This is a genomic window from Methanoculleus horonobensis (assembly GCF_001602375.1).
GTDB lineage: Archaea > Halobacteriota > Methanomicrobia > Methanomicrobiales > Methanoculleaceae > Methanoculleus > Methanoculleus horonobensis.
The window spans coordinates 143,760-159,717 of the sequence record NZ_BCNY01000013.1 but is presented as its reverse complement, the minus strand read 5'-3'; the positions used below and the strand labels follow the sequence as shown (position 1 = coordinate 159,717).

Genomic DNA, 15,958 nt, shown 5'->3' with positions numbered 1-15,958 from the left:
AACGTGGTAACCTCTCTTGTTTTGACGACAAAACTGTTGAGGCGATGGAAAGCCCGGTACAGTGGGCCGTGAGGATATCGCCATTGGGGAGGGGCTGACGGGGAGGGGGGCGAGCCCCCTCCCCTGTCTCTGTCCCTTAAGGAAGGACGCGTGTAACCCCCACCCCACCCGGCCTTCGGCCTCCTCCCCCGCCCACGAGGGGCGGGGGCAGTGCGTGGCGATAGCCGGTGGAAAGCCGTATACGGGCGAGCGATCAAAGGAGGTCTGATTAAAACTCCCGTTATGGGACAAGCACTATGTCAGGTCGAGTTCTCTTGTTTGAAACATTCTCCGCCACCCTCGACCGCCCCTCCTCAAAAACCGGGTGCAGCCTCCCCGGCCGCACCTTGCCCTCGCTCACGCTTCGCTGTACGTCCCCACCGGCCGCGCCTGCCCCTGTTCCGGCAGGATGATCCAGAGCAGGATATAAATGATTACCCCCGGGAAGACCGTCGTGAGCACGCTGAGGACGACCCAGATCATCCTGATGACGTTCGGGTCGATCTCGAGATACTCTCCAATACCGCCGCATATGCCGGCGATCCACCGGTCGGACGTCGAACGAGTTAACTTCTTTGCCATGACAAATCCCGGCAAAGTCTTTTCCCGTCTCCGTAATAGGTGTTTCCCCGGGAAGGGGGACACCGGTACCCAACGGTTCATCCCGATGCAGAACGGGCGGCACCGCGCTTCCGCCGCTCGGAGCGGGGACGAGCCTTTCCTGCCGGAGCACAGGCATCGCAGCCGTTGCAGGGCTCCTCGATCCGCTCCCCGAAGTATCCGAGGAGTATCGCCCTCCGGCACCCGGTTGCGGTGCAGTAGTCGACCATGCTCTGGAGTTTCGAGCGTGCAACCTCGCGCTGGAACTCGGACGCAAGATCGCGGTCGATGAACGATCTGAGGCGCCGTGCGTCGTCGTCGCTGTAGTAGAGGATGCAGTCGCTCTCCTTCCCGTCCCGTCCGGCCCGGCCGCTCTCCTGGTAGTAGGCCTCGAGGGTCTTGGGCATATCGTAGTGGACGACGAACCGGACATCCGGCTTGTCGATCCCCATGCCGAACGCGCTCGTCGCGCAGACGACCGGAATCTTCCCGCCGATGAACCTGTCCTGCGTCTCTCTCCGGGCGGCCGCCGTCATGCCGGCATGGTAGGGGAGTGCCGGGATGCCGCCGGCGCGGAGCCGTGCCGCGAGCGTCTCGGCCCCCTCCCGTGTTGCGACATAGACGATCCCGGCGTCCCCTCTCCTGCCCCGCAGGTAGGCCCGGAGCCGTTCGAACGCGTCCTCCTCCTTTCCGACGACGGCGTAGCGGAGGTTCTCGCGGTTGAAACTCCCGACGTAGACCGAAGGGTCCGAAAGATTGAGCTGCCGCGCGATGTCGTCGCGGACGTCCGGGGTCGCGGTCGCCGTCAGGGCAACCATCGGCACCCCGGGGAACCGTTCCTTGAGCACCGAAAGCGACCGGTACTCCGGGCGGAACTGGTGCCCCCACATCGATATGCAGTGCGCCTCATCGACCGCGATCAGGGTGACCGGAAGGGACGCCATCAGGTCGATAAAATCTTCGCCGACCGCCTTCTCCGGCGAGACGTAGAGGATCTGGATCAGGCCCTCGTTGAGTTCCGAGAGGATCCGGCGCGTCGCGGCATATGATCCGGAAGAGTTCAGCGCTTCCGCCCCGATCCCGCGGGCCTGCAGGTCGTCGACCTGGTCCTTCATCAGCGCGATGAGGGGCGATATCACCAGCGTGATACCCTCGCCGATGAGCGCGGGGACCTGGTAGCAGAGCGATTTGCCACCTCCGGTCGCGAGCACCGCAAGGACGTCGCGCCCGCCGAGGAGATCGCGGATAATCTCCTCCTGGTAGGGGTTGAACGCAGAATGCCCGAAGTAACGCTGGAGGAGCAGGTGCAGGCGATCCATCACTATATATGTGGGGGCTCTACCGGCATAGTATCTTCGGCCGGAAAATTCCGGCGGAATGCGGCCCGATAGGGGCGTTTTTTCACCCCGAAACCTCGTCCCAGAACCCCGCGAGGGCCGAGAAGATCCTCCCCCGGAGTTCGGCGAGCCGTGCCTCGTCGGCCTCGCGGTCTTCGGTCTCGTAGAAGCCGCGGTTGATCTCGACCTGAACCCAGGGGATCCGCCGCCGCCGGTAGTGCGCCACCGAGATGAACCCGCCCCGGAAGGGATCGTTCATCGCAACCCGTCCCTCGCCCTCGAACTCCGCCTGGAACGACCGGGTGAGCGCCTGGAGCCACTCCGGGGGGCAGGTCACAAGACCGCCCGCCCGTTTCGGCCTTCCGTTCCGGTCGCCCCGGTTGCTCAGACAGAAGAGCGGGCGGGGGCGTCCGGCGTCCATCCTGACCGGCGGCGAATGTGGCAGCATGCTGTGACAGTCGAAGGCGATCTCGATCGGCCGGGTATCGAGCGCCCCGGCTAGTTGTTTGTGGAAGGGGTGGTAGTAGTTCTGCAGGAGGGTTCCTATCAGTTCCCTGCCGGGTGTCTGCCCTCTCTTGAAGGCCGGGGTTCCGTCCTGCGTTATGACCTTGACCACGCCGTCCTGCGTCCGTGGCGGGTAGTCGTAGGGAGGCCGGTTGGTGTCGACGAAGACCCTCGAGACGTCGAAGTCGACCATCGCCTCCACCGCATCGTCGAACCCGTAGAGGCGGCGGGTATAAGGGTCGCTATTGAAGACAATCTCCTTATGCGTGAGGTTGACGTGACCGCGGAGTTCAGACGGAACGGCAATGCCGCCATGAGGGATCGAGACGAGGAACGGGTGCCGGCCGTTCACGCTCTTTCCCTCCTGCCGGGACATTTCCGGAAACTGGCGCTCATGCTGCTCCTGACCGCACTCGTATGGGGGCACCCGCTACAAAAGTGCAGTGGTCGGGTACCCGGCGGGCATGCATATAAAGGCGGAACGCCTCCTTACTCCCGGGGAACCGTTCTCAAACGGTGAGTGATATGGCAAGAGAGCACTGGTCGTCGACACTGGGCTTCATCCTTGCAAGCATCGGCTCGGCTGTGGGTATAGGGAACATCTGGCGGTTCCCCTACATCGTGGGGGCCAACGGGGGCGGCGCGTTTCTGATCCCGTTCCTGATCGCCGTCCTCCTCTTCGGTCTCCCCCTGATGGTGCTGGAACTCGCCATCGGCCGCTCGACGGGGACGTCGGTCATCTCCGCTTTCCGCTCGATACGGCAGCGGTTCGCCGCCGCCGGTCTCGTCATCGTCGCCGTCATCAGCCTGATCCTCGGCTACTACCTGGTGATCACGAGTTGGGTGCTCGCATACGCGATCTTCTTCGCCTTCAACCGGCCGATGGAGTTCGATGCGTTTACGGGTTCCTACCTCCCGCTCGTCTTCTTCCTCCTCTCGGGACTCGCGGTCTATGTGACGGTGCGGTCCGGCGTCAGGAGCGGGATCGAGCGGGCCTCCCGGTACCTCATCCCGGCCCTCTTCGTGATCCTCATCTTTCTCGTGGTATTTTCGCTCACGGAGCCCGGAGCGGCCGAGGGGATCGGGTTCTACCTCTCCCCTGACTTTTCGAGGCTGGCCGACCCCGGCGTCTGGATCGCGGCCTTCGGGCAGGCCTTCTTCTCGCTCTCCGTGGGTATGGGCATCCTGCTCACCTTCGGAAGTTACCTCGGGAGAGAAGCCCTCTTCCGGAACGCCGCCATCATCGCCGCCGCAGATATGCTGATTGCAGTCCTTGCCGGGCTTGTGATCTTCCCCCTGGTCTTCACCGCGGGCCTCGACCCTGCAGCCGGGGTGAACCTCGCGTTCATCACCCTTCCTGCGGCCTTCACAGAGATCCAGTACGGCATGGTGCTCGGAGCGCTCTTCTTCCTGATGCTCTTTGCAGCGGCGCTCACCTCGGCGGTCTCCATGCTCGAGGTTCCGACGGCGGCGCTGATGGACTCCTATGGCCTCCCCCGGAAGCGTGCCACGCTCCTTGTCTTCGCCGCGGTCATGCTCCTCGGGCTTCCGTCCGCCCTCAGTTACACCGCCCTGAACCTCGAAGCGCTTGGAATGCCGTTCCTCGACCTTGCCGACTACGTATTCGGGACGATCGGCCTCATCGTCGCCGGGCTGATCGTGAGCATCGTCGGAGGGTGGTTCATGACCCGCACCCGGATCTGTGCAGAGATCGGCGGCTGCGGGTGGCAGCAGACAGTCTATATGGCGCTCATCCGCTACGGCGTTCCGGCCGTTCTCCTGATCACGCTTGTCGGCAGTTTCTTCCAGGGCGCGGGGTGAGCGGGGCCGGGTTACGCCTCCGGCACCTGCTCCGCACGCCTCTCCTGTGCCCGGAGAGCATTGAGGACGTCCTGCATGCCGGGCACCGTCGTCGCCGGGTATTCCGCGACGAAGATGACGCGCCCGAACTCGTCGACGACGATGTTCGCCCGCCGGGAGTAGCCCTTCTGGCTATCGAAGACACCGTACATCTCCGCCACGGCACCGTGCGGCCAGAAATCCGCAAGGAGCCGGGTTCCCCTGATCCCGAGGTTCTCGGCCCACGCATGTTTGCACGGGACGGAATCCACGCTGATGCCGAGGGCAACGGCACCGAGGGCATCGAACGCCTCCCTGTTCGCCTCAAGCGCCTTCATCTGTTCGGCGCAGATGCGAGTCCATGCCAGCGGGTGGAACGAGAGAAGAACCCGCTTTCCCGGGAACGCCGATAACCGGACAGTGTTCCCGTTATGGTCCGGTATCGAGAAATCCCCGGCCTGATCGCCGACCTCGACCATCATGTATCACCGGATGGAACTCCGTCCCGGCGACGATAAATATTTCTCACGGACGCTCCTCTCCCGTCCGTGAAGCCGCAGGTTTAAGGCTCCTGCTGGCAAGACTACTACAATGCCGCCGGCCACCGACATCGCGATCATCGTCCTCCTGATACTCACAAACGGCTTCTTTTCGATGGCGGAGTTCGCGCTCATCTCTGCAAGGACGGCACGCCTGCAGAAGAGAGCGGCGGGAGGCGACGCCGGGGCGGCGACCGCTCTCGAACTTGCACAGAATCCGACGCAGTTCCTCTCCACCATCCAGATCGGCATCACCCTCGTCGGGATCCTGGCCGGAGCCTTCGGCGGGGCGACGCTCGCGGGACCTCTTGCAGAAGAGTTTGCCCGATTTCCCTTGGTCGCGCCTTACAGCGGCACGCTCGCGGTCGTAACCGTCGTCGCCGCCATCACCTACTTAACGCTCGTCGTCGGGGAACTGGTGCCGAAACGGGTGGCCATGACCCACGCCGACCGGATTGCATCGCTGGTCTCGCGCCCGGTACGGCTCCTCTCGCTGGTCGCCGCACCGCTCGTCCGGCTGCTGAGCGCCTCGACCGAGGGGGTTCTCATGCTGCTCAGGGTTCGGAAACCTTCGGAGCCCGAGGTTACGGAGGAGGACGTCAGGGTTCTGATCGGGCAGGCCACCCGGGCGGGCGTCTTTGAGGAAGCGGAGCAGGATATGGTGGAGAGCGTCTTCCGCCTCGCCGACCGGCGGGTCAGCGTGCTGATGACCCCGCGGCCCGACATCGTGGCCGTGGACGTCGAAGACCCCGTCGAAGAGAACTGGCAGAAGATGGTGGATTCCGGGCATGTCTACTTCCCGGTCTACCGCGACCACCTCGATAGCCTGCTCGGCACCGTCTCGGTCCGCAATCTCTGGGCGCGAATGATCACGGGCGAACCTCCCGACCTTTCGAATGCCATCGAGCCCGCCTTCTTCGTGCCCGAGAGCGTCCCGGCACTCTCGGTGCTCGACGAGTTCAAGACATCCGGGGCGCGGATCGCCCTCGTCACCGACGAGTATGGAAGTATCCAGGGTCTGGTCACCATCCATGACATCATGGAGTCGATCGTCGGCGGCATCCCGTCGTCCGAGCACCCCCCCGAGGGTCCGGCGGTCCGTCGTCCGGACGGGTCGTGGCTCCTCGACGGGATGCTCCCGGTCGACGAGTTCCACGATCTCCTTGATGTGGGCGCCCTGCCCGGAGAGGGGCGCGGCTACTACCAGACGCTCGGCGGGTTCGTGATGATGTACCTCGAACGGACGCCGGAAGCCGGCGACCGGTTCGTCTGGAACGGATTCCGGTTCGAGGTGCTCGATATGGACGGTCACCGGGTCGATAAGGTGCTCGTCACCCCGGTGGGGGCCGGGAAGGAGAAGAATGGGTGACTATTGGCCTCGTTAACTTTTCTCTCCGGGGAAAGTCGTCAATTGCGTCGCGGGCATGGGTTGGGGGGACTGCACGACTCGAAGCCTGATGGCTTCTCGTGCTCCGGTTCTTCGCACCTTTGGCCAGTCGTACTCACATATCATTCCTGGGACATCGCTTACCCCGATGCACGGATTTCATGGAGATATCGCCACGCACTGCCCCCGCCCCCTTGGGGGCGGGGGAGGAGGCCGGAGGCCGGGCGGGGTGGGGGTAGTAGGTGTCAGATAATGATCTGGAGACAGGGGAGGGGGGATGCTCCCCCCTCCCCGTCAGCCCCTCCCCTATGGCGATACTCCCACAGAAGCCGTGCCAGTGTGGCGAGAGAAAAGTGGTTTATGAGTTCTCTGCAACTGCGATAGAGGCCGATCTGCAGAGCCGGGCTTGTTCCAGGGATGCCCCTCCAGAGGGAGTTCCAAAAAAATGTTGAGTAATTTTACACAATCTCGACGAGACTAACATTGAACGTAAGATCCTCGCCCGCAAGATGGTGGTTCGCATCGACGGTGACGGCATCGGCCGATACGGCGACGACCTTCGCGGGCAGCACCTGTCCGTTCTGCAGGGGTAATCCGACCTGATCGCCGACCGTCAGGTTCTCCGTACCGGCAGTCTCGGTCGTGTTGAAGACGAAGACGAGATCCTCGCGGTGCGGCCCGTAAGCCCGGTCGGCCGGGATCTGAAGGGTCTTCTCCTCCCCGACCTGCATCCCGACGACACCCTCATCGAACCCCCGGATCACCTCGCCCTGGCCGACGGTAAACCGGAGCGGTTCGCGGCCAGCAGAACTGTCGAAGACCGTCCCATTCTCGAGGGTGCCGGTGTAGTGAACCAGCACCGTATCCCCGGACTTCACCTGCTCTGCTTCGCCTGCGATGCAGCCTGAACAGAGGGCCAGGGCGCACGCAATCAGCAGCAGGACACCGTACGCATGCCGCCCCTTCATTCGTCTTCGCCTCCGCCCCCGTTATCGAGCGCCTTCTTAAAGCACTCCACCGCTTCGGCAAACCGGCCCTGCTTATCAAGCGCTCTCCCTTTCAGGTACCATGCCCGGGCGTGGCGAGGTTCGGCCTCGAGAACACGGTCAAAGCAGGCGGCCGCCTGGTCGGGCTTGCCCAGGTGGCCGAGAGCGAGCCCCTTCGCAAGCCAGGCATGAACGTCTTCCCCGCCCAGCTCGATGGCTTTACCAAACGCTTTGACGGCTTCTTCGTGGCGTCCCAGCGCATCCTTGAGCCTCCCGGCCGCGTTCCAGAGTGCCGCGTTCTTCGGGTCGATCGAGAGCGCTTTCTCGTAACTCGCGAGGGCATCGTCATGCCTGCCCGCCTTCTCGAGCACCGTCGCCCGCATGAAGAGTGCGGCGGGGTTCTCGTCCTGGAGAACGATGATCTTGTCGATCGACTTGACTGCCTCTTTGTATCGCCCGAGATGAATGAGGGCCGACGAGCGGGCGTGGAGAGTCTCGATGCTGGTCGGCTCCCGGTCGAGCACCTGCGTGTAGGCGGCGAGGGCATCCTCGTACCTGCCGGCCTTCTCGTGGGCTTCGCCGAGTCTTCTGAGGGTGAGAACGTCGGCCGGATCGGCCTCGATCACCTTCACGAAACACCCCACCGCGTCGGCGTAGCGGCCGAGCCACATGAAGATCTCTCCGCGCCGCTGCCAGGCAGCCCAGTTCTCCGGGCTCGCCTCGACGATGCTGTCGGAACACTCGAGCGCCTCCTCGTATTGCCCCATGTGCACGAGGGCGCTCTCGAGGGTGTACCATGCTTCGGTGTCGCGCTCGTCGCCCTCGAGCACCAGCGCATACTGCTTGATCGCGTCGGCGAACTTCCCGTCTCGCTCGAGCGCCATGCCGAACGCCATTCTGGCGTCGCGGTCGTCAGGGGAGTTCTTCAGGTAACGCTCGTATGCTTCCGCCGCCTCTTCGTGCCTGCCGACGGCTTCGAGCATATCCGCCCGGATCCGTGCAACCGCGGCGTTCGAGGCATCGGCGGCGAGCACCTTATCACAGCACTCGATCGCCTTCTGGTGTCTGCCGAGCCGTGCGAGGGTGACGGCGAGCGCGAAACATGCGCCGGTATCCTCCGGCCGGCCTTCAGCCACTTTTGCGTAACACTCGGCCGCATCTGCGTACTGCCCCATCCTCTCCAGCGCCCGGCCGCGGTTGAACCACGCAAAGAAGTTCTCCGGATCGGCAAGCGTGACCTCTTCGAACCGTCCGGCGGCCTCCTCGTACCGCCCGAGCATGGCAAGAACAAACCCGAGACCTGCCGAGTATCCCCTGGCCTCCGGGTCGGCCGCAAGGAGGGCTTCGTAACACCCGGCGGCTGCATCGTAGCGGCCAAGAGCCTCAAGGATCCATGCTTTCCGAAGAATCGTCCCGGTGTCTCCAGGACCGATCTCCGTCAACCGGTCGATGGATCCGAGCGCCTCTTCGTAGCGTCCGAGGCGTTCGAGTGCCGCGCTCCGGCCGAGCAGAGCGGCACGGTCGGCCGGGTCTGCCGAGAGCGCCCCGTCATAGCAGGCGAGCGCCTCCTCGTACCGTCCGAGGTGCATGAGCGCTTCTCCCCTGCTGTTCTCTGCCGCCGCATCCCCTGGATTGATGTTGAGGAAGGCTTCGAATGTCTCTGCCGCTTCCGTATACCGCCCGAGGTGCAGGAGGGCGTCTCCCTTCCGGTACAGGATATGGGGTTCGCCGCCGGCCCCCTGTATCGAATCAAGGCACGCCAGAGCATCGTCGTGCCTGCCGAGGTTCAAGAGCGCGTCCGCCTTCATCGAGACGGCGACGGCATTATCCGGTTCTTTCTCAATGACGGAATCCAGGCAGCGTGCTGCCTCCTCATACCTGCCGAGATGGAGGAGCGCGGTGCCGCTCCGCTGCAGGACGGAGACGTTCCCGGGATCGATCTGGAGGACACGCTCGAAGTCCTTCTGCGCCTCGGCATACCGCCCGAGGTTAAGCAGCGCAGTTCCCCGGCAGTTGTGAACGAGCTCGTTCAACGCATCGAACTTCAGCGGCTTCTGTTTCCGGGGCGCTTCCGCTTCGTCCCGCTCGAAGAGCGCGAGATCGGTGCCGTCTCCGATCCACTTCATCCCGGTCGTCGCCCGGCTCTCAAGCACGCGATCGAACGACCGGATCGCCTCGGCATACTGGCCGAGACGGAAGAGCGCCATGCCGCGGGCGTGCCATACCTGGACCTGACCCTGGTCGTGCTTCAGGATATGGTCGAAACTCTTGACCGCCCGCTCGTAGCGGCCGAGGGCGTCGTAGACCATCCCCATGGCGTAGCGCGCCGGGACGTGATCCGGGTCGGCGAGGGCGACCTTCTCGAAGTTCTCCAGCGCTTCGGCATATTTTCCTGCGCGGAGGAGCATCGAGCCGCGGTGATACCAGGCGGGGACGTTCTCGGGCTCAAGGGCAACGACCTCGCCGCAGCAGTCGGCAGCCTCCTGGAACCGACCGAGATACTCGAGCGCCCGGGCCTTGCCGTAGAGAGCGTCGATGTTCCCCGGTTCCGTATCGAGTACCCGGTCGAAGAGACCGGCGGCTTTCGAGTGATCGCCCTGGTAGAGGTATGCTGCCCCGATGCGAGCGAGCATATCGGTGCTGCCGGGATTCGTCCTGAGGATCTTCTCGAAGTTTGCCGCCGCTTCCCGGTAGTCGCCGGCCCGCTCGAGCATTCTCCCGCATCTCTCCCGCAGGACGATATTCTCCGGGTCTCCTGCCAGCGCCCGGGCATAGGCCGATGCCGCCTCGGCATATCGCCCGAGCCGTTCAAGCATCTCCCCGTGCCAGTACGAGGCGTTCGCGTCCGCGGGTTTCTCTTCGACGATCCGTGAGAAACACCCCGCCGCCTCCTCGTACTCGCCGGAGCGAGCGAGGACGTGTCCCAGCACCCGGAGCGTCCCGGCATCGCCGGGAGCCGACTCGAGTGCCTTCTTCAGCCACTCGGCGGCTTCGCCGTCCCTGCCGAGACAGGCGAGCGCCCGCCCCATATACAGCCGGGCGAACCCGTTTTCAGGCTCTATCTTGAGCGCTTTCTCGAAACTTTTCACCGCCTCGCTGTAGTTCCCGGCCTCGAACTGAGAAGTCCCCTGCTGTATCGAGGGGTTCGCGTTCTTCCCCTGACCTAGAATATTACTGAAGAAATCCATCCGACATCATCTGCCGCTGCTCGTTTGATGCGCGATCATTCAACGCCGCATTTTTTGTGGGTGGCTGCCCTTAACGGAGGCAGCCGGTCTTTTCTAACATTGATGCGCCGGCCAGTATTTGAAAGGACCGATTTTGAGTGAACGGACTGACCCTGGATATAATGGGTGTTCGGGATTCTTAAAAGAGTGCTGCCGCGAAAATCCGGCATCGTGCCGGCGACCGGATCCCCTGTAGCTTCTGGGATTCCGGTCGGCACGGTTCTGTTCCGGGAGAGAGGCGGGCGGCCCCGACCCCCTTCAGACGTCCAGGATGGGTTCGAACTGCGATTTGCCGACGGGGCCGTGGAACTTCGAGATCTGCGGATCCATCCCGCAGACCGGGCATACGTAGTCCTCCGGCAGATCCTCGAATGCGGTGCCCTTTGGGTAGCCGCGGAGGGGTTCGCCGCGCTTTTTGTCGTAGACGTAGCCGCAGATCTTGCAGACGTACTTGGTCGGCTCCCAGAGTTCGAATCCCCACTTCCCGATCTGCCCTTTTCCGGTCGCACCGCAGACCGGGCACACGTAGTCCTCCGGCAGATCTTCAAACTCGGTACCCGCCGGAATGCCGCGGTGGGGTTCGCCACGCATCGGGGAGTAGATGTAGTTGCAGTACTTGCAGCGGTATCGTTTCACTTTCTCCATGGGCATCACGTTCACCTCGCGATAATCACCCGGCACGAAGGCGGTCTCACCAGATAAGGTTTCCCGTGATCCGACTGGCCCGGCGTGGATATCCTCCTCTTCTCCGTATCGCGGTGCCGATTGCCGTGGGGAGAGGAGAATCTTCGGGTAAAAAAGGTGTTCAGGAGTCCTGCTGCCGTTTGCCGCCAGAGAAGGCACGAGAGAGGAGCGACAGGACGAGCATGAAGACGATCAGGACTCCTCCGAGGAAGAGGAGGAGCACGACGCCAAGCCTGCCGGTCCAGGAAACCGGTGCCTGTCCGCTCCACGAGAACCCTCGCGTCCAGGCCGTCTGCCCGCCGGGACGGTACTGCTGGAACGGGTCGTGCGGCCCTGTCGTGCAGCCGCCCCGGAGAGCGAGGTCGTAGCGTGCCCGGGCGTCGGGGTCGATCAGCGTCTCGTAGGCCTGCTGAACCGCGATGAACCGCTCGCCCGCATCCGGGTCGTGGTTTACGTCCGGATGATACTGTTTGGCGAGCCTCCGGTAGGCTACCCGGATATCGTCGGGCGTGGCGTCGGGTGAGACGCCCAGGATCTCGTAATGAGTCTCCACGGCGCCTCACGAAGTCCCGTCGCAGGAGACCTCGCCCGAATCGCCGTTCACCGTCACGGCGGTGCCGGGCGGGAGATCGGAGAACTCCGGCGGGAGGCGGTCGACCATGGGAACCCCCGCGATGATCGCGCCGACCGCGATGATCGGTTCGGCCTCCGTATTGATGATCGCTGCAGGAGCGAGCCCGTTCTGTTTTAGCGCGTAGATCACGTAGGATCCGACCGTCGAGCCTTTCCCGTACGGGAAGGCCAGCACCCGTCCGGCGACGGATTGGCCTTCGAGCGGGTGTCCGTGCTCGACGACGATGCCGGTCTCGGGGTCGACACCGGAGAGGAACGATATGGGTTCGGACGAGATGAGGAGTTCTCCGGTTCCGATACCCCTGGATATGCTTCTGCCTTGCATGATCACTCCAACCACATTATAATGTGGTTGGAGAACCAACTATATGAGTGACATGGACGAAACCATTGGCAGCACTCCTGGCAGCGAGCATGACATGCTCACTCTCCAGATCCAGGACCTGAAGGCACAGATCCTGGACTACAAACTCAAGAACGAGTTGCTGGAAAAGGAACTCTTGCAGCTCCGGAAAGAGAACGCCCAGTTAAAGCGGGTGCCGCTGTTTGTTGCCGCTGTGGTCGATGTACTTGAGAACGGCGAAGTGTATCTCCGGCAGCAGGGCAACAACCAGGAATACGTCACCGCGGTCAGCGAGAAACTCCACCGCACCCTCAAACCCGGAATGAAGGTGGCGGTGAACAATACCCTCTCCATCGTCAAGACGATCGGCAATATCTACGATGCGAGAGTCAGGGTCATGGAACTCGACGAGCAGCCGAGCGTGACGTTCGAGCAGGTCGGCGGCCTGAAGGAGGAGATCGAAGAGGTCCGGGAAGCGGTCGAGTACCCGCTCACGAAGCCCGAGATCTACGAGCGCGTGGGCGTGGAGCCCCCGAAGGGCATCCTCCTCTACGGCCCGCCCGGCACGGGGAAGACCCTGATTGCAAAGGCGGTTGCCCGCCAGTCCCAGGCCCGGTTCATCCGGATGTCTGGGAGCGAACTCGTCCACAAGTACATCGGGGAGGGCGCGCAGCTCGTGCGCGAGCTCTTCATCCTCGCCCGGGAGCGCGCTCCGGCGATCGTCTTCATCGACGAGATCGACGCGATCGGAAGCATGCGCACAAACGACGGAACCTCCGGAAGCGCCGAGGTTCAGCGGACGCTGATGCAGCTCCTGGCGGAGATGGACGGGTTCGGGAATCGGGGCAACATCCGGATCATGGCGGCGACGAACCGGATCGATATGCTTGACCCGGCGCTCCTCCGCCCCGGCCGGTTCGACCGGATCATCCAGGTTCCGCTGCCGGATGCCGGAGCACGCCTTGAGATCTTAAAGATTCACACCGCGAAGATGTCGCTTGCCGGGAGCGTTGACCTGCCCTCGCTTGCGGAACTCGCCGGAGACACCACCGGCGCCGAGCTGCAGGCGATCTGCCGTGAGGCCGGGATGATGGCGATCCGGCGGGACGCCGATGCCGTCGAGCGCGAAGACTTCCTCGCGGCAATAAAGAAGGTGAAGCGCGAGACGGCGGCGCCGGACAGCCGCATGTATCTCTGATGGGGTTTTTTCTTCCTACCAATCTTTTTTTGTTCACATTTGCCGCCGGAGTATGAAAGGGGGCATTTTGAAGTTCTGTTGTCGAGGGGTTCGAGAGCCTTCCGCGTTCTCATATTTGCACTGCACAGCCGTGTGGTGGTACTCGAATTCCACGTCGGATCCCTCACCTGACGTGCTTGTGTCCTGCTTTTGCTCACACTTCCTAAGACGCAATGTTCGTTGGATAGCCATGCACAGGTGAACCCCAAGCACGCTTGAACCTCTTCTGATTTTTCCACGAACTAAATGGCTGAAACTATGGAATAGCCTGGTACACTGGACCGTGGTGGCTATCGCAATGGGGGGTGGGGACAAAGGGGAGTGCGAGCGCAGCGAGCATGAGAAGGCCGAAGGTCTTCGAGGGGGGAGACCCCCCTCCCCACCTGACGGTGGTCGAACTCCGTTCCTTCGCACCTTCGGTGCTCACGCTCCGGTTCTAACGATCCGTCGCGCTTCGGAACGTCGCAATCCCCGTCAGCCCCTCGCACCTCGCACCTCGCACCTCCGGTGCTCGAACTCCGTTCCTATGGAACGTCGTTCCTAACGGTGCTCATGCTCCTGCCCTCCAGCCAGTCGCACTCCCCTATGGCGATATCCCCTTGAAATCCGCGTATCGTTCACACGACTGGCAGAAACTTGAATTTCAAAGGTATGCAAATTCAGACACTTGACGGATTTGCAGTGAAATTGCCTCAAGGCGCTACATCTCATCCGTCTTTCCATAGACAAAGTCCCGTTACGATATCGAAGGAAACCTTATCGACCTCACGCGCCCACAATAATGCAATGAACGTCCTCCTCATCCAGTCGGAGGGGGTTGACCTCTACGACACCCTGCTCAAGTCCGAGACCAGCAGAGGCGTTCTCCGTTTTTATCGGCCTGACCGGCTCGCGTACGGCATACGTATCAGAACAGCGTCGCTCGGGAGTGCGCTTGCTCTCGTCTCCGAACTCCGGTGGTATATCCAGCGCTACGTCGATGAGGTTCTCTTCGAGCCCGGGGTGGGAATATTCTGCTCGTCCGGGCTTGCCCGCCAGATCTACGAACGCGACGTGATGCCCTCAGAACCGTGGAGGTACCGCTGCCTTTACCGGATCTCCGGCGACCACATGGTCGATACGATCTGGATGGAGAAGGGCACGACGCCGGAGGCATATGTCGACCGGACGGAGCCTGAGGATACGCTGCTCGAGGTCTGGTGCGCCGAAGAGGAGTACCCGGCAGATTAGAGGGGGATCCGCCGTTTTCTTTACGACTGTGATGCCTACACGGTGACGAATGGGAAATTTCGGCGGCAGCCCCGTCCGATAGCAAGAACCATAAGGTATTCCGGCGCAATTCGGATACGGAAGAACCGTATGCCCGCACCTGCCCCCTCCCTCGAGACAACCGTCGGCCCGCTCGCGCTCAAGAACCCGTTCCTCCTTGCCTCGGGCCCGCCGACCACCTCGGGCGAACGGATCCGGCATGCGTTCCGGCTCGGCTGGGCGGGTGCGGTCACGAAGACCATTGTACCGGACACGATGGAGATCCGGGACGTCTCGCCCCGGTTTGCGACCTGGAAAGACGGAAACTCCGGGCTTCTCGGTTTTGAGAACATCGAACTCGTGAGCAAACACGAGGAGTCCTACTGGGTTTCGGAGATTGCCGCCACGAGAGAGGAGTACCCGGACAGGATCCTCGTTGCGAGCATCATGGCCTCGCCTGACCCTCGCGAGTGGCAGGAACTTGCCTGCACCGTCCAGGACGCAGGGGCGGACGCAATCGAGCTGAACGTCTCCTGCCCCCACGGGATGCCGGAACGGGGGGTCGGTGCGGCGATCGGGCAGCACCCGGATCTCGTGCGGGAGGTGACGCGTGCGGTCCGGCAGGTCGCCAGGGTCCCCCTGATCGTCAAGTTGACCCCGAACGTGACGGAGATACTGCCCATTGCAGAGGCTGCGGTGGACGGCGGGGCCGATATCCTCGCGGCCATCAACACCGTCCAGTGCCTCATGGGCATCGATCTCGAGACGCTCGAGCCTCGACCCTCGGTTGCCGGCTTCGGCACCTACGGGGGATACTCGGGGCCCGCGATCAAACCCGTCGGTCTAAGGATAGTCTCGCAGATCGCACGGGAACTTCCGGTTCCCCTTATCGGAATCGGCGGGATCTCCCGCTGGCAGGACGCTGCCGAGTACATAGCGGCCGGGGCGTCGGCGATTCAGGTCTGCACGGCGGTGATGTGGGAGGGAGCCGGCATCATCCGCGGGATGAACGAGGGTCTCTCCGGATACCTCTCGCGCAAGCATTTTACCGGCGTCGGGGCGCTCAGGGGCCGCGCTCTCGAGAGAATCGGGACGCATGCGGCGCTCTCCCGGGACAGACGGCTCTTTGCATCCCGGAGGTTCCCGGAGCGGTGCACGTCCTGCGGCCGCTGCGTAACGGCCTGCCGCGACGGCGGGTATCATGCCGTCTCGATGGCGGGCGGAGAGGTCGTCATCGCGACGGAGCGGTGCGACGGGTGCAGCCTCTGCTCCCACGTCTGTCCCGAAGGCGTGATCGTGATGCTGCCCGGTGCGTGAGCACCAAAGACGCGAGTTTGAAAAAAAAGAGAGCGCAC

Annotated in this window: 14 protein-coding genes; 5 read left to right on the top strand and 9 right to left on the bottom strand. The window is 63.1% G+C overall.

From position 1 onward, the window contains the following. Positions 1-396: 396 nt before the first annotated feature. The 3 genes from MCUHO_RS03825 to MCUHO_RS03815 all read right to left on the bottom strand — a co-directional run bounded on the left by MCUHO_RS03825 (position 397) and on the right by MCUHO_RS03815 (position 2,832). Complete coding sequence (locus tag MCUHO_RS03825; RefSeq protein WP_067073567.1) at positions 397-621, bottom strand: PspC domain-containing protein; 225 nt, start codon at positions 619-621, stop codon at positions 397-399. A gap of 77 nt (positions 622-698) precedes the next feature. After that, complete coding sequence (locus MCUHO_RS03820; RefSeq protein ID WP_067073566.1) at positions 699-1,958, bottom strand: RecQ family ATP-dependent DNA helicase; 1,260 nt, start codon at positions 1,956-1,958, stop codon at positions 699-701. 82 nt (positions 1,959-2,040) lie between these two features. Beyond that, positions 2,041-2,832 (bottom strand): N-formylglutamate amidohydrolase, encoded by a 792-nt coding sequence (locus tag MCUHO_RS03815; RefSeq protein WP_235808152.1) that lies wholly within the window; start codon positions 2,830-2,832, stop codon positions 2,041-2,043. Between the two features lie 173 nt (positions 2,833-3,005). On the opposite strand from MCUHO_RS03815, the gene MCUHO_RS03810 reads away from it, so the two are divergent. Then, positions 3,006-4,301, top strand: coding sequence for a sodium-dependent transporter (locus MCUHO_RS03810; RefSeq protein ID WP_067073554.1), 1,296 nt, complete (start codon positions 3,006-3,008; stop codon positions 4,299-4,301). A gap of 11 nt (positions 4,302-4,312) precedes the next feature. Here MCUHO_RS03810 and MCUHO_RS03805 read toward each other — a convergent pair whose 3' ends face one another. Next, positions 4,313-4,801: a redoxin domain-containing protein gene (locus MCUHO_RS03805; protein ID WP_235808151.1), complete on the bottom strand. Its 489-nt coding sequence runs from the start codon at positions 4,799-4,801 to the stop codon at positions 4,313-4,315. Positions 4,802-4,910: 109 nt separating this feature from the next. Here MCUHO_RS03805 and MCUHO_RS03800 point away from each other — a divergent pair, with 109 nt between their 5' ends. Then, positions 4,911-6,227 carry a hemolysin family protein gene (locus tag MCUHO_RS03800; RefSeq protein WP_067073552.1) on the top strand — a complete coding sequence of 439 codons (1,317 nt, stop codon included), beginning with the start codon at positions 4,911-4,913 and terminating at the stop codon, positions 6,225-6,227. A 476-nt stretch (positions 6,228-6,703) separates the two neighbouring features. Here MCUHO_RS03800 and MCUHO_RS03795 read toward each other — a convergent pair whose 3' ends face one another. The 5 genes from MCUHO_RS03795 to MCUHO_RS03775 all read right to left on the bottom strand — a co-directional run bounded on the left by MCUHO_RS03795 (position 6,704) and on the right by MCUHO_RS03775 (position 12,100). Further along, complete coding sequence (locus MCUHO_RS03795) at positions 6,704-7,213, bottom strand: FKBP-type peptidyl-prolyl cis-trans isomerase (protein WP_084385911.1); 510 nt, start codon at positions 7,211-7,213, stop codon at positions 6,704-6,706. Continuing rightward, on the bottom strand, positions 7,210-10,419 hold the full coding sequence (locus tag MCUHO_RS03790) for a tetratricopeptide repeat protein (RefSeq protein WP_067073551.1): 3,210 nt from the start codon (positions 10,417-10,419) through the stop codon (positions 7,210-7,212). The genes MCUHO_RS03795 and MCUHO_RS03790 overlap by 4 nt, the downstream gene beginning before the upstream one ends. Before the next feature lie 297 nt (positions 10,420-10,716). Continuing rightward, positions 10,717-11,103, bottom strand: a complete 387-nt coding sequence (locus MCUHO_RS03785; RefSeq protein WP_067073549.1) for a rubredoxin — start codon at positions 11,101-11,103, stop codon at positions 10,717-10,719. 160 nt (positions 11,104-11,263) lie between these two features. Continuing rightward, the gene (locus tag MCUHO_RS03780; protein WP_067073544.1) at positions 11,264-11,695 is read right to left on the bottom strand and encodes a J domain-containing protein; all 432 of its coding nucleotides are present in this window, start codon (positions 11,693-11,695) and stop codon (positions 11,264-11,266) included. A 6-nt stretch (positions 11,696-11,701) separates the two neighbouring features. Continuing rightward, positions 11,702-12,100, bottom strand: a complete 399-nt coding sequence (locus MCUHO_RS03775; protein ID WP_067074477.1) for a DUF126 domain-containing protein — start codon at positions 12,098-12,100, stop codon at positions 11,702-11,704. A gap of 43 nt (positions 12,101-12,143) precedes the next feature. Here MCUHO_RS03775 and MCUHO_RS03770 point away from each other — a divergent pair, with 43 nt between their 5' ends. From MCUHO_RS03770 to preA, 3 genes are all read left to right on the top strand, one after another. Next, a complete protein-coding gene (locus MCUHO_RS03770) occupies positions 12,144-13,316 on the top strand; it encodes a proteasome-activating nucleotidase (protein ID WP_084385910.1) in 1,173 nt (390 codons plus the stop codon). Between the two features lie 825 nt (positions 13,317-14,141). Beyond that, a complete protein-coding gene (locus MCUHO_RS03765) occupies positions 14,142-14,585 on the top strand; it encodes a DUF5804 family protein (protein ID WP_067073536.1) in 444 nt (147 codons plus the stop codon). Between the two features lie 129 nt (positions 14,586-14,714). After that, positions 14,715-15,920 (top strand): NAD-dependent dihydropyrimidine dehydrogenase subunit PreA, encoded by a 1,206-nt coding sequence (gene preA / locus MCUHO_RS03760; RefSeq protein WP_067073534.1) that lies wholly within the window; start codon positions 14,715-14,717, stop codon positions 15,918-15,920. The last annotated feature ends 38 nt before the right edge of the window (positions 15,921-15,958 follow it).

Excerpts from the sequence above, each read along its gene's own strand:
- MCUHO_RS03825 (WP_067073567.1), bottom strand. The coding sequence starts at position 621 with ATGGCAAAGAAGTTAACTCGTTCGACGTCCGACCGGTGGATCGCCGGC.
- MCUHO_RS03820 (WP_067073566.1), bottom strand. The coding sequence starts at position 1,958 with ATGGATCGCCTGCACCTGCTCCTCCAGCGTTACTTCGGGCATTCTGCG.
- MCUHO_RS03810 (WP_067073554.1), top strand. The coding sequence starts at position 3,006 with ATGGCAAGAGAGCACTGGTCGTCGACACTGGGCTTCATCCTTGCAAGC.
- MCUHO_RS03805 (WP_235808151.1), bottom strand. The coding sequence starts at position 4,801 with ATGATGGTCGAGGTCGGCGATCAGGCCGGGGATTTCTCGATACCGGAC.
- MCUHO_RS03800 (WP_067073552.1), top strand. The coding sequence starts at position 4,911 with ATGCCGCCGGCCACCGACATCGCGATCATCGTCCTCCTGATACTCACA.
- MCUHO_RS03795 (WP_084385911.1), bottom strand. The coding sequence starts at position 7,213 with ATGAAGGGGCGGCATGCGTACGGTGTCCTGCTGCTGATTGCGTGCGCC.
- MCUHO_RS03790 (WP_067073551.1), bottom strand. The coding sequence starts at position 10,419 with ATGGATTTCTTCAGTAATATTCTAGGTCAGGGGAAGAACGCGAACCCC.
- MCUHO_RS03785 (WP_067073549.1), bottom strand. The coding sequence starts at position 11,103 with ATGGAGAAAGTGAAACGATACCGCTGCAAGTACTGCAACTACATCTAC.
- MCUHO_RS03775 (WP_067074477.1), bottom strand. The coding sequence starts at position 12,100 with ATGCAAGGCAGAAGCATATCCAGGGGTATCGGAACCGGAGAACTCCTC.
- MCUHO_RS03770 (WP_084385910.1), top strand. The coding sequence starts at position 12,144 with ATGAGTGACATGGACGAAACCATTGGCAGCACTCCTGGCAGCGAGCAT.
- MCUHO_RS03765 (WP_067073536.1), top strand. The coding sequence starts at position 14,142 with ATGAACGTCCTCCTCATCCAGTCGGAGGGGGTTGACCTCTACGACACC.
- preA (WP_067073534.1), top strand. The coding sequence starts at position 14,715 with ATGCCCGCACCTGCCCCCTCCCTCGAGACAACCGTCGGCCCGCTCGCG.